The following is a 12,844-nucleotide window of genomic DNA, read 5'->3' as shown; positions in this document are numbered from 1 at the left end:
CTAGAAGCACTTCGGAACGAAAGGACGGAACAAAATGAGTTTACAGTTTGTGATTGGACCGGCTAGTGGCGATCATCAGGCCACATTAGTCACTTTACTGCAGCAAGCAATGGCAAAGGCACCACATGACCGTTTTTTTTATTTGATTCCCAACCATATTAAGTTTGGTACAGAAGTTGGGGTGCTCAGTGCCTTAAAGGCCGCCACTGCTGCGGATCAGCCGTTTTATGCGCAAAATCGGTTGCAAGTCTTTTCATTTACTCGGCTAGCCTGGTATTTCATGAAAAATACGGCTTATTATCAATTGCCCCGTTTAGATCAGGCCGGATTGAATATGCTGGTCACACAACTGTTACAAGTGCACCAAACGGAATTAACGATTTTTCGTGGTGAGCAACAGCAGGTTGGTTTTGTGGCCATGGTGGCCGGGCAATTGGTGGCCTTACAGCAGGCACAGTTAACTCCAGCATTACTGGCGGACGTCATTGCTGATTTGCCCCAGGATGCCAATCAAGATTTGGTGGCAAAACTGCATGATTTACAGGTGCTCTACCCAGATTTTGTCACGGCCTTTAAGCAGCGTTATTTAGCCAATACCGATTTATTAACGACTTTAGCAGATTATTTACAGCAAATCTCTTTGGCAGACACGCACTTTATCATTGCCGGTTATAACCAAATGACGGGGCAAGAACAGCGTTTGGTGCAAGTCTTAATGGCACAAAGTCAAAGTGTGGTGCTGGATCTGATGTTAGATCAGCCAGCGGCCACCACGGTACCTGATCCCCAGAGTTTGTTTTTTAAGCCGGCTCAGCTGTATCATCAACTTTACCAGTTTGCACGTCAACGTCAGATCCCAGTTTTAATGGATGTCCGTACAAAACCAGCTCGGACAGCAGACTTATTGGCTGTGGAACAGTACTGGCAGGCCTCCACTGATGGCACTGCGACACCAGCAGCGGCGCCTTTAACCGATCCAGCCAGCTTGCAGATCATCACGGCACCGAATCGGTATCGCGAGCTGCAACAGGTCGCTACGCGTATTCGCCAATTGGTAGCGGAAAAAGGGTATCGTTATCGTGATTTTTTGATTATGACGCGTCATCTAACACCTTACGAAACGATTTTAGCACCGATTTTTAAAGCCCAACAGATTCCATATTTTGCGGATTTGACGCATCAAATGGCAGACCACCCTTTGCTGGAATTGATTACAGCGTTATTTAATATTCAGCGGCGTTATTATCGCTATCAGGATATGATGCGGCTGTTAAAAACCGAACTCTTACGTCCGCAGGATCTCACCGTAGCGGCCTATCGGCAGGCTGTTGATTTGACGGAAAACATGGTGTTGAAGTATGGATTTGAAGGCCAGCAATGGTTGCGCCAAGAAGACTGGCAGTTTTATCGGTTTGCCGACCATGATTTTGGTGTTGAAACCACAGCAGATCAGCAAATTACGGAACAAGTGAATCAAATTCGTCATTATGTTAAGGCAACGTTGCCAGCTTTTTTTGAAAAAATGGCAGCTGCCGATACAGGAACAGCAGCAATCACCGTCCTTTATCAATTTCTAGTCCAACAAGGGGTCCCACAACGGTTAATGGCGTGGCGCGATCAAGCACTAGCAGTTGGAGATCTCACCACAGCCGCTGAACCGGAACAAGTGTGGCAAACATTCTGTAAGCTGTTGGATGAATACGTGGATCTACTAGGCGCGCAACCGTTTGTGGCCGCGGATTTTTTAGCGACTTTAACGGCTGGGTTCAACGGTGCCAGTTATGCCCAGATTCCGTCAACATTAGATCAAGTGCTGGTTTCTGAAACAGGAATTGTACAAGGAGCACCGCGTAAAATTGTGTTTATTATTGGGGCGACTGACCAGGTGATGCCGGACCGGCAAGTGCAGGAGCAATTATTAAGTGATCAAGATCAGGAACGCTTAGCACCTTATTTACCCGCGACGATGCAACTCAGCGAGTCGTTGACCCAACGATTTGCTGGTGAGGCCTTTTTAAACTATTTGGCCTTTTTAAACGCACAGGAACAGTTGATTTTTACATGCCCAGAGTTAGATGATGCTGGGGCGCTGCAATTGTCACCTTATGTGCAACGCCTACAACAGCAGTTTCAAGTGGAACCACAAGCTGTGCCCGCGCCAACGCTAACCAGTCCAGTGCAGCCTTATTTAGGGGCACCACGGGTGGTCTTGTCTGAATTAGTACAAATCGTGCGGCAGGCACAGTCTGAAAAAACGCCGCTACCAGCGGTATGGCGCCTACTTTATCAAGAAATTCGGCGTCAGCCAGCTTTAGCCGCTTTAAGTGACCAAGCCTTAGCAGGTTTAACCTATCACAATGAGCCGGAGCCGTTACGCCCGGAGATCGTGCAAGGGTTATATGGCAAATTGATCAACACGTCGATTTCCAAGTTAGAAGAGTTTTACCAAAATCAGTATGCTTATTTCTTGAAGTATGGTTTAAAGCTGCAGGAACGCGATGTTTTCCAGTTATCCCCGGCAAGTACAGGGGAGTTTTACCATGCAGCGTTAGATCAATTGTTGACACAGATCAAAGCGCAAGGTCAGTCGATTGCGCAACTAGCGCCAGCTGCAATTGACAAACTTGTGACGCGGATTTGTCAGGAACTACAAGCCCAGCCACAATTTCAGATTTTAAAGAGCTCCAATCGCATGGCTTATTTGGCCAAGCAATTGGTGCAAACCGTCCGGCAAATGGGGTTTGCCATGCGGCAACAAGGGCAACGCACGAAAATGGAACCCTTGCAAACCGAAGTGTTGTTTGGGCATGTGGGGAGTGATCAGGGGTTACAACCATTACGGTTTGAGTTGCCCAATCAAAAAGTGGTCCAAGTCCGAGGAAAAATTGATCGAATCGATCAATTGGTATTGCCGGGTGAGCGTTATTTAGGCATTGTGGATTATAAGTCAAGCGCCCACCAATTTAATTTTCGGGATGCTTATTACGGCTTAGCACTACAAATGCTGACCTATTTAACGGCTGTGATGCAAAATGTGTCCACCCTTACAGGTGCCGACCATCAAACGGTTCAGCCAGCAGGGGCTGTTTATTTGCACTTGCAAAATCCTAAATTAAAATTACAGGACGTTTTGAAACAAAGTTTTGATGAAGCTGTGTTAGCGGCCAATAAATACGATGGTATTTTATTGAATGATGAAAACTTGTTAGCGGCTTTAGATGAAGATTTGGCAGCAGCACGTACTGGCCATTCACCGGTCTATCCATTGCAAAAAACCATTAGTCATGGCTATGCATCCCGGGATAGCAAACTGGTCACTTCGCAAGAATTGGACTTATTGCTAGCCCATAACGCGGCGCTGATCAAAGCCGCCGGTACCGCTATTTTTGCTGGGGCAGATGCGTTAAATCCAGTGAAGTGGCCAGATCAACATACAGCGTTACAGTATTCACCTTACCAGCCGATTTTCCAATTTGATGCGATGTTACCGGAAAATCAATACAATCAATTGGATAAGTTGACACCGCAAAAGGTGATCGAAATGTTGCGTCATGAACAGACGAAAGGGGATGCCTAAGCCAATGGCACGAAAATTTACAGCGCATCAACAGGCCGCGGTTGACGCCCGGGGACACAATATTTTAGTGTCTGCATCAGCAGGCTCTGGGAAAACAACGGTGCTCGTTGAACGGGTGATCCAAGAAATTTTGCAAGGCACGGACTTAGATCAATTGCTCGTTGTGACATTTACGGAAGCGGCGGCTGCTGAAATGCGCCAGCGGATTCAAGCTGCGCTAGAGGCACAACTGAAACAGTTAGCACCTGGTACCAAGCAACAACGTTTACGGCGGCAATTAGGGCTGTTAGGCAGTGCGCAGATCAGCACCTTGCATGCATTTTGTTTACGCGTGATCCAGCGTTATTACTATGTCATCGATTTAGACCCGAATTTTCGCCTGTTAACAGATGATACCGAGCAACTGTTATTACGGGAAGATGTTTGGAATGAGCTGCGTGAAAAGTTGTACGCCAGCAGTCCAAGTTTTCCGCAACTGGTTCAAAATTTTTCGAATGATCGAAGTGATGATGGGCTAACCGAGCTTGTTTATCGGTTATTCGACTTTGCGAATGCAAATCCAGACCCGGAAGCTTGGCTCAATGCGTTACCCCAGGCATATGTTGTGGGCAACCAACCGTTAACTGAAACCCCATTTTATCAGCAACAGTTAAAACCTTATTTGGAAAGTGAATTGATGCAAGCGCAACGCGATTTAGCCAGCGCATTGACGATTGCACAAGCGCAGCCGGACCTGGTAAAGTTTGGCGCAGTGCTGACCCAGGATCAAGCGCAATTAGCAACTTTGCGCCAAACAGTGGCGCAGGGGGACTGGGATCAGATTCAAAAAGCGTTAACAGGCTTTAAATTTCAGCGGGCACCATCATTGCGCAATTTAGAACCAGCCGCTTTGGCTGCTAAAAATACCATTGCCACTTATCGCGACCAAGCTAAAAAAACGGTGGTGACTTTGGCGACGGCTTATTTTCAACTGCCAGCAGACGATACGCAGCAGATCATGGTTGCCGCTGGCACTTTAGTCCAGCAATTAGTGATCGTGGTCCAACAATTTCAAGCCGCATTTACCCAAGCTAAACGGCAACGGCAAGTGTTAGATTTTAGTGATTTAGAGCACTTAACATTGGCGATTTTAAAGGCCCCTAAGGGTCAGCAAGTGCAAGCTAATTTACAACAACAATTTCAAGAAGTATTGGTGGATGAATATCAAGATATTAACCGATTGCAAGAAACGATTTTAACCACCGTTGCGCAGGCGACGCCAGGCAATCGCTTTATGGTCGGGGATGTCAAACAATCGATCTATGCCTTTCGTTTGGCAGATCCGAGCCTGTTTTTGAAAAAATATCAGGCTTTTGCAAATTCAGACACGCCGGATCAGCGGATTATTTTAGCTGAAAACTTTCGTTCTGCGCCAGCTGTAACAGATTTTGTCAACTTGATTTTTAGTCAACTCATGGATGAAGCGGTGGGAGAAATGCCTTATGATGATGCTGCACGTTTGATTCCAGGTGCCAAGTATCCTGAATTAAGCGCGCAACCTGAATTGTTGCTGTATACCACTGACGAAAAGGCAGGTCCAGATAAAACGCAGGGCCAGCTCCAAATAGTGGGCCAGAAGATCCAAGCTTTAGTGGCACACGGGCAATTATATGATCGGCAAACGCAACAAATGCGGGCCGTGACTTATGGTGATATTGCATTACTGGCACCAACGCGCAAAAATAATTTAGCGTTAACCGAAACTTTTAAAGTCATGGGAATTCCGCTGGTGGTGGCGAACACCGAAAACTACTTTCAAACAACGGAAGTCCAGATCATGTTGTCCTTGTTGCAGATTATCGATAACCCCTACCAGGATATTCCACTGGCGGCTGTTTTACGGTCACCGATCGTGGGCCTAAAGGAAAATGAACTCGCTGCATTGCGCATTAATCAGCGCACCGGGGACTATTATCAAGCCGTACTGGCGTTTCAAAAGCGGGCGGTTACCGGCTCTTTTGAAGGCAAACTCCAACAAAAATTAACCCGCTTCTTAGGGCAACTCACGCAATTTCGGCAATTAGCGCGGCAAAATCAATTGGTGAACCTGATTTGGACTATTTATCAGGAAACGGGCTTTTTAGATTATGTTGGTGGGATGCCAGCAGGTGCCCAGCGTCAAGCCAATTTACATGCGCTTTATGAGCGCGCGCACGCCTATGAGGCCAGCAGTTTCAAAGGCTTATTCCAATTTGTACGGTTTATTGAAAAAATGCAGGAAAAGGATCAGGACTTAGCCGAAGCACCCACTGTGAGTCAAGAAAATGCGGTGGCATTAATGACCATTCACGGTAGTAAAGGGCTAGAGTTTCCCATTGTTTTCTTAATGGACGGGAACCATCAATTTAATCAGGCCAGTTTACGTCAGGATTATGTGCTAGATGACCGCTACGGCATGGGCATTACTTATTTGGAGCCGACAGAGCGGGTGAAAGTACCGACGCCACAACAGGCATTGTTGCGGACCCAAGTGCAACAACGCCAGGCCGCTGAAGAAATGCGGTTGTTGTATGTGGCACTGACGCGGGCTGAGCAGCAGCTTTATTTGGTGGGCACTTATCCGAGTCAGGAAGCGGCGGTGGCCAAATGGCAACGTGGCTTACAAAGTCAACAGTTGGTGTTAAATGACAGCTTGCGCCGGGATACCAATAATTTTATGGATTGGCTCGGGTATTGTTTGGTCCGACAACCGCAGTTCCCAGAAAAGTGGTTGGATCAAGGCCAACCAGCACCGGTTTTGGCGGCAGATCAAACAGCCTTTAAAATCACGTTTGTGCAACCGCAAGATCTGGCCCAGCTTACGACGACGATGGCGCCACAACAAGCAGACAACGACTGGCGGTTACCGCTACAACCAGCTGAATTAACCACCATCGATGTGGATCAAATTCAACAAGTGTTACGTTTACAATATCCTTATCAAGAAAGTACCAGCACCACAGCTTATCAATCTGTTTCAGAAGTGAAACAACTATTTGCGGATCCAGATGTTTTGGAAATGAATCAATTGGATCTGCAAACACCACAGGGAAAGCGACGTTACGTGCAACAAGATTTTGCCACGCCACAATTTTTACAGACGACGCGGCAACCGACACCAGCTGAAATTGGAACTGCGACCCATTTGGTCCTTCAACAAGTGGACTTGACGCAGCAGCCAACATTGGCCAGTTTAGGGGAGACAGTTGACACATTAGTGACGCAGGGCTTATTAACCACAGAAGTTGCCGCTAAAATTGCGTTACCAACGTTGATGACCTTTTTTGAGAGCACGTTGGGACAACAATTGTTGCTGCATCCAAAGGCGGTCCAGCGTGAAATGCCATTTTCATTATTATTACCGGCAACGCGCTTGTTCCAACAATTACCAGCAGGTGAAGATGCGCAAGTCTTGATCCACGGTATCATGGATGGTTATCTTGTAACGCCGGAAGATGTGATTTTATTCGATTATAAAACGGATCACGTGGGCTTAAAGCAACCGGAAAAACGCCAGGCCTTGTTAAAAGAACGGTATCGTGGCCAAATCAATCTCTATGCTGCTGCATTGGCACAACTATTGCAACGGCCTGTGACACAGCGCTATTTGTACTTATTAGCCAGTGGTGATTTATTAGCAGTTTAAAAATAAGCGTTAGCCAGAGTGATATCATCACAGGCTAACGCTTATTTTTTAGAGTGGTTGACCTTTTTCAAGGCGCACCGCCATTTTAGCCAATTGTTCCAATTGTTGTTGAAAAACAGTTGAATCATCACCTAAAACGGTGGCGACTTGTTGATTAAGGCGTTTGAGCAATTGTTGGATCTTCGGTACCAGTGCTTGACCAGCCGCCGTTAGTGTCAGATGAACGCTACGCCGATCGGCGGGGTCATTGGCTTTAATGACATAACCAAGTTGCACTAATTGTTGAATGGCCCGCGTGATATTACTAGGGTTTAAGTACATCAAGCTGATCAAACTTTCTTGGCTCATACCAGGGCGCTCGTTTAAGCGAAGTAAGTAATAATAGTTACTCGCGTTTAAATGTAATGGCTTTAATTCACGGTCTAAGGTCATTTTAAAGTGACGATCGGCAATGGCCAGCCATTTAAAAAGGCCATTATTCATGTGACATCCCTCGTCTTTCCAGCCATAAACGGCGTGCAGTTAACAATAAGGCAATGATACCGCAAAGTGTTGCCACGGCGTATGCCAAATGCATGCCGGTGACGAACCATTCAGGATGGGCTGTGACATAAGTTGTGACGTGTCGGCCTGCCCGCTGGCTCATGCCTAAATATAAAATTGAAGTGGCTAAAGATAACCCTAAAATCATGCCAACTTCCCGTGCTAAGCCGTTTAAACTGCCTGCAATCCCTAAATACTGCTTCGGCACACTGGACATAATAATCGAATTATTAGGGGATTGGAACATGCCAATGCCGATCCCAGATAGGCAGATAGCGCCGATCATCCATAAAAATGATTGGTGTGGCGTCATGATGGCAAAGTAAGTCTCCGCAAGGGTCAACAGGACTAGGCCAGTAAAGGTTAGTCCTTGGGCACCGTGGTTGTCGGCTAACGCACCGCTAATTGGGGCTGTGATCAGCATCATGATCGGAATCCCCATTAACACGATGCCCGCTGCAAAGGCGCTTAAAGCCAATGTCTTTTCAAGGTAAAATGGCATTAACACGTTGGCAAAGAACGTGGTCACAAAGACTAATAGCGCACACATTAACCCGACCGTAAATTCATGGTTGTTAAAAATTTTAAAGTTCAGCATGGGCTGCGCTTGATGTTGTTCAACGTGATAAAATGAGCCGAATAGCACAATGGCTAGGACGATTAATCCGAGAATGCGCCATTGGGTAAAACCGATTTCTTGGCCCCAGAAAATGGCTGTGAACAGGCTGAGAATCGCTAATGCCCATAATAGAAACCCGCGACCATCTAATTGAAAACGCCAAGGATGTGCATGATGCGGTAGTACAAAAAGGCCTAAGCCAAAGGTGAACAAGCCCACCGGCACATTGATCATGAAAATTGTTTGCCAAGTCCAAGTTTGTAGCACCAACCCGCCGATTCCAGGGCCAGCAATACTGCCAAGGGAGACAAAGCTGTTGAGAATGCCCAAGGCACGACCGCGCCGGTTTTGTGGGAAAATTTGGGTAATGATCCCAAAATTAGTGGCCATGGTCATACTGGCACCTAGCGCTTGGACCAAGCGACCACTGAGAAGCATGGCCAAACTGTGGCTTAATCCACAGAGCAATGAACCTAAAATGAAAATCACCGTGCCAGTTTGGAAAATTCGAATTTTTCCGATCTCATCACCGAGTTTACCGAATAAGGTGATCAGCATACAAATCAAAATAATGTAAAATGAGACCGCCCATTCAGCCCGATTCATTGGGATTTTCAGATCAGTTGAAATAGCTGGCATGGCAATGTTGACGATTGAAGCGTCTAACACAGTCATAAAGGTCATCAACGATGTGGTGATCAAAATCAGCCACTTATTTTTAGATTGTGTTCCCAATATCACATTACCTTCTTACTATAAAATAATTGCGTGCGCAAGTATAACGAGTTTTGATGACTTTGTCAAGGTTTTGAAAAGGACTAACGCATACAAAAACAGCATGGCGTAAAGGCCCATGCTGTTAGAGGCTGGTGACTATGATTGTTTCAGATTGATCGTAATCGTTCCCAGTGATTTTTGATTCTTAGGCTGAACGGCATTGTATTCAATGGCAGTATCTGTACTGCTGATCGTCATGGCCGTTGCGGCAGTAACGGTTTTGCCAGCTGCTACGGTTTGGGTAGCCTGGTTTAAGGACTGCGTCAACGTGCTATCTGAAGTGGTTGGCGTGGTGCTTTTCAGTGTGGTTGTGCCTTGATGGAAGCTACCGTACTTGGCCAGGTCAGTGGCAGGGGTTGCCGTGGTGTCCCGCTTGTTGTGATAAGTGTACGTTAACAGTAAGACTGTATCACCGCCGGAAGTGGTCATGGTTTGAATTTTAGTAAAGGAAATCCGGAAGTCAGGGGTATTTAAAATATTCCCACTGGCATAAGTGCCATGTTCTGCTTGGTAGGTTAACACACTTTGATAAGAATTTGGGAGTTCATTATTAAAGTCTGCTTTGGCAATTTTCTGTGTTTCATTGCTTAATTTGGTGAAGTTTTCAGAGTATTGATTGCTATTTGCAGCCGTGATCGAATTTAGTAATTTCAAACTGGTTTTGGCGTAATGACTGAGCTTGTTGGTTAAAGCGCTGTTGGTTTGATTGCGACTAAGATCGGTTTGAATCTGTTGGATCTTCTGTGTGGCCTTGCTAATTTTAGTATTCAACTGTGCATTGGCACTACTGGATTGCTTGTTGACCAGCTGCACAGGTCCCATTGTCGCATCTGTAATGGCAACGAATTTTTGCTGTAAGGTGTAGTGGGACATTTTCTTCGTGGCCGCCAAGCTAGAGGATTCAGAGGCCGTGAGTTTGGTTTGATCTTGCTTGCCACAGCTGGTGAGTAATAACCCAGCAGAAAGCAGGGTAACAAGTAGCGTAGTTGTTTTTGACATGCTGTCAGACTCCCTATGATTAAGTTGCTTTCAGTGTAGCATGCTTTTTCAGTGAAAGAAATTGCTTACGTTGACAAATTTTGTGAAACTGCTTACGCTTAAAAAATAAATGTTGCAGTTGGCATGAAAGGAGATGTGCGCAGGTGTTAAAAGTAGGCTTAGCTCAATTAGCTGTGCAGTACGATGCGATTGCGGCAAATGAGCAACAAGTCACACAAGTCGTGGCGCAAGCGGCACAAGCAAAGTGTCAGGTGGTGGTGTTACCAGAAATGTGGCGTACCGGGTATGCCTTTCAAAACTTACAGCAAAATAGTGATGTGAATGGTCAAGCTACCCAAGCTTTTTTAGCAAGCTTGGCGCAGCGTTATCAAATTGCCATTGTGGGTGGTTCGGTGGCGACCCGGCGGGATGGTGATGATTATAACACCATGTATACCTTTGACGCCACAGGGCAGCTTTTAAGCCAATATGACAAAGTACACTTATTCGGTTTAATGGCGGAGGACCAGTATTTAACGGCCGGGCGGCGGCCGAACCTATTTCAACTACAAGCTGTACCAGCTGCCGGCATTATTTGTTACGATTTGCGTTTTCCAGAATGGATTCGTTGTGAAATGGCTACCGGGGCACAAGTATTGTTTGTGGTGGCAGAGTGGCCAACCCAACGCATTCAGCAGTGGCAGCAGTTGTTAGCCGCCAGAGCAATTGAAAATCAGGCGTTTGTGGTGGCGGTTAATTGTGTTGGCGAAAACCCCAATGATCAATTTGGTGGTCATTCGCTGGTTTACGATCCGTTAGGGCAAGTCGTGACGCAATTAGCCGCCCAACCGGGTTTTACAACGGCAACATTAGATTTGCAACAAGTGGTAACAGTACGTGGTGGGATGCCGGTTTTTGCGGATCGGCGCCCTGAACTCTATCAAGGATAAAGGTGATCAAAATGCAAAAAATCGGGTTTATTGGCACGGGTGTCATGGGCACAGGCTTGATTCAGAATTTGTTAAAAGCAGGTTATCCGGTACAAGTCTATAATCGAACCAAAGCACATGCGGCAACGGTTTTACAGGCCGGCGCAACTTGGGCGGCCACGCCACGGAAATTAGCCGCAGATAATGATGTGATTTTCACCATGGTGGGTTATCCCAACGATGTTGAAACGGTTTATTTTGATGCCGAAACAGGGTTGTTGGCTGGGGCAACGCCAGGGACCACGTTGATCGATATGACCACCAGCACGCCTAGTTTGGCCGTTAAAATTGGGACAGCTGGTGAACAGCAACAGTTATCAGTGTTAGATGCGCCGGTTTCTGGCGGGGATATTGGCGCCCAAAAAGGCACGTTAACCGTGATGGTTGGCGGACCGGAAGCTGTTTTTACAGCGATGCAACCAATTTTTGACGTTTTTGGCCAACAAATCGTCCGGTTTGGTGATTACGGTGCAGGCCAACATACAAAAATGGCCAATCAAATTATGATTGCGGGCACCATGACAGGGTTAACGGAAATGCTGGTTTATGCACAGGCTGCGCAGCTTGACTTAGCGGCTGTGTTAAAAACTGTTGGGGCAGGCGCGGCGGCCAACTGGAGTTTAAGCAACTATGGCCCACGGATTTTAAAACAGGATTATACGCCGGGGTTTTTCGCGAAGCATTTTCTCAAGGATTTACGGATCGCCTTACAAGAAGCTCAGCGGATGCAGCTTGATTTACCAGCCACCGCACAAGCCAAACAGTTATATACCCAACTGGTTGATGACAAACAGTTAGGGGATGCTGGCACACAAGCCTTGATCAAATTGTGGTGGCAAGCATGAAAAAACGATTGGCGCTTGCCAATCGTTAGTCATTACAAAGGCTGAATGTTCTTTTTTAAATATTGATGGCCCGCAGGCGTCAGTCGATCTTGTTCGATAAAGCCTAAATTAACGGCGCTACGGTGTAAGCAGGCACGAAATGTGTCGTGGACCAACATGCTTGAACAAAAAGCTTTTGAATCAACCAGTGCTAAATGCTGTTGTAACTCAGTTTTAGTTGTCATGGGGCAGCCTCCTTGTTTGCAAACCTATACCAATTGAATACCTTAAGCCTAACAAGAAACGGCAGGCGGCGCAATCTTTATATTGAAATTTGCCTGTCCAATTTTAAATTGAGACCTTCAGTCGTCCAATTAAAAAAATCTTTATCAATCATTTAAAGCCGTGCTGGTGCGCCGTTTCTAACGCATAATTTAGAACAATCTCGCGACTATTTTTTGAATTAATATCGATCAATGGCTTAAAAGTGACAGCTTTAAAATTGGCTTTCCCAAATTTCTATGCTAGAATACAGGTATCTCAAATGAAAAGGAATGAATGCAATGAAATCTGATCAGCCCAAACCGCCGCACATACAAAGCTCCTTGCTGCTGTTACAAATTGTCGTTATCCTAACCTGCCTTTACTTTATTCTAACAGTGAGCTCACCAATGATTCTAGTTGGGGTGGGTCTGGTAATGGCAACGTTGATCTTGATTGTTATGAACGAATTAGGCCTTTACCTACATCCGCATAAGCGATTCATTCATGTAAACCATTAAAATTAAAGTTGTGACGTAAAAGCGTCTGCCTCTTCATGAAGTGCAATAGAAAAGTTAGACAATTTAGATTTTGAATTAAGCAATCATGGCT

8 protein-coding genes are annotated in these 12,844 nt (G+C 46.0%); 4 read left to right on the top strand and 4 right to left on the bottom strand.

Features of this window, described 5'->3' with window-relative positions; translation table 11 throughout:
- Window positions 1-34 precede the first annotated feature (34 nt).
- Complete coding sequence (locus FC07_RS08600; protein WP_057904696.1) at window positions 35-3,577, top strand: PD-(D/E)XK nuclease family protein; 3,543 nt, start codon at window positions 35-37, stop codon at window positions 3,575-3,577.
- A 4-nt stretch (window positions 3,578-3,581) separates the two neighbouring features.
- Window positions 3,582-7,241: a helicase-exonuclease AddAB subunit AddA gene (addA, locus tag FC07_RS08595; protein WP_057904695.1), complete on the top strand. Its 3,660-nt coding sequence runs from the start codon at window positions 3,582-3,584 to the stop codon at window positions 7,239-7,241.
- A gap of 48 nt (window positions 7,242-7,289) precedes the next feature.
- Here the strand turns inward: addA and FC07_RS08590 are convergent, their stop codons facing one another.
- From FC07_RS08590 to FC07_RS08580, 3 genes are all read right to left on the bottom strand, one after another.
- Window positions 7,290-7,724: a MarR family winged helix-turn-helix transcriptional regulator gene (locus tag FC07_RS08590; RefSeq protein WP_057904694.1), complete on the bottom strand. Its 435-nt coding sequence runs from the start codon at window positions 7,722-7,724 to the stop codon at window positions 7,290-7,292.
- Complete coding sequence (locus FC07_RS08585) at window positions 7,717-9,138, bottom strand: MFS transporter (protein ID WP_268888237.1); 1,422 nt, start codon at window positions 9,136-9,138, stop codon at window positions 7,717-7,719. Before FC07_RS08585 ends, FC07_RS08590 begins: the two co-directional genes overlap by 8 nt.
- A 138-nt stretch (window positions 9,139-9,276) precedes the next feature.
- Window positions 9,277-10,179: a DUF5067 domain-containing protein gene (locus FC07_RS08580; RefSeq protein ID WP_057904692.1), complete on the bottom strand. Its 903-nt coding sequence runs from the start codon at window positions 10,177-10,179 to the stop codon at window positions 9,277-9,279.
- 143 nt (window positions 10,180-10,322) lie between these two features.
- On the opposite strand from FC07_RS08580, the gene FC07_RS08575 reads away from it, so the two are divergent.
- Both FC07_RS08575 and FC07_RS08570 read left to right on the top strand, forming a co-directional pair.
- Window positions 10,323-11,108, top strand: coding sequence for a carbon-nitrogen family hydrolase (locus FC07_RS08575; protein ID WP_057904691.1), 786 nt, complete (start codon window positions 10,323-10,325; stop codon window positions 11,106-11,108).
- An 11-nt stretch (window positions 11,109-11,119) separates the two neighbouring features.
- Window positions 11,120-11,992: an NAD(P)-dependent oxidoreductase gene (locus FC07_RS08570; RefSeq protein ID WP_057904690.1), complete on the top strand. Its 873-nt coding sequence runs from the start codon at window positions 11,120-11,122 to the stop codon at window positions 11,990-11,992.
- 32 nt (window positions 11,993-12,024) lie between these two features.
- Here the strand turns inward: FC07_RS08570 and FC07_RS08565 are convergent, their stop codons facing one another.
- A complete protein-coding gene (locus tag FC07_RS08565) occupies window positions 12,025-12,216 on the bottom strand; it encodes a hypothetical protein (RefSeq protein ID WP_057904689.1) in 192 nt (63 codons plus the stop codon).
- Window positions 12,217-12,844 lie beyond the last annotated feature (628 nt).

It is taken from the genome of Loigolactobacillus bifermentans DSM 20003, assembly GCF_001434575.1.
Taxonomy (GTDB): Bacteria; Bacillota; Bacilli; order Lactobacillales; family Lactobacillaceae; genus Loigolactobacillus; species Loigolactobacillus bifermentans.
Note: the sequence above shows the minus strand (reverse complement) of the source record. Positions and strands in the feature narration are given on the sequence as shown.

Bases quoted from the DNA above. Each gene is read 5' to 3' on its own strand.
- FC07_RS08600 (WP_057904696.1), top strand. From the start codon at position 35: ATGAGTTTACAGTTTGTGATTGGACCGGCTAGTGGCGATCATCAGGCC.
- addA (WP_057904695.1), top strand. From the start codon at position 3,582: ATGGCACGAAAATTTACAGCGCATCAACAGGCCGCGGTTGACGCCCGG.
- FC07_RS08590 (WP_057904694.1), bottom strand. From the start codon at position 7,724: ATGAATAATGGCCTTTTTAAATGGCTGGCCATTGCCGATCGTCACTTT.
- FC07_RS08580 (WP_057904692.1), bottom strand. From the start codon at position 10,179: ATGTCAAAAACAACTACGCTACTTGTTACCCTGCTTTCTGCTGGGTTA.
- FC07_RS08570 (WP_057904690.1), top strand. From the start codon at position 11,120: ATGCAAAAAATCGGGTTTATTGGCACGGGTGTCATGGGCACAGGCTTG.
- FC07_RS08565 (WP_057904689.1), bottom strand. From the start codon at position 12,216: ATGACAACTAAAACTGAGTTACAACAGCATTTAGCACTGGTTGATTCA.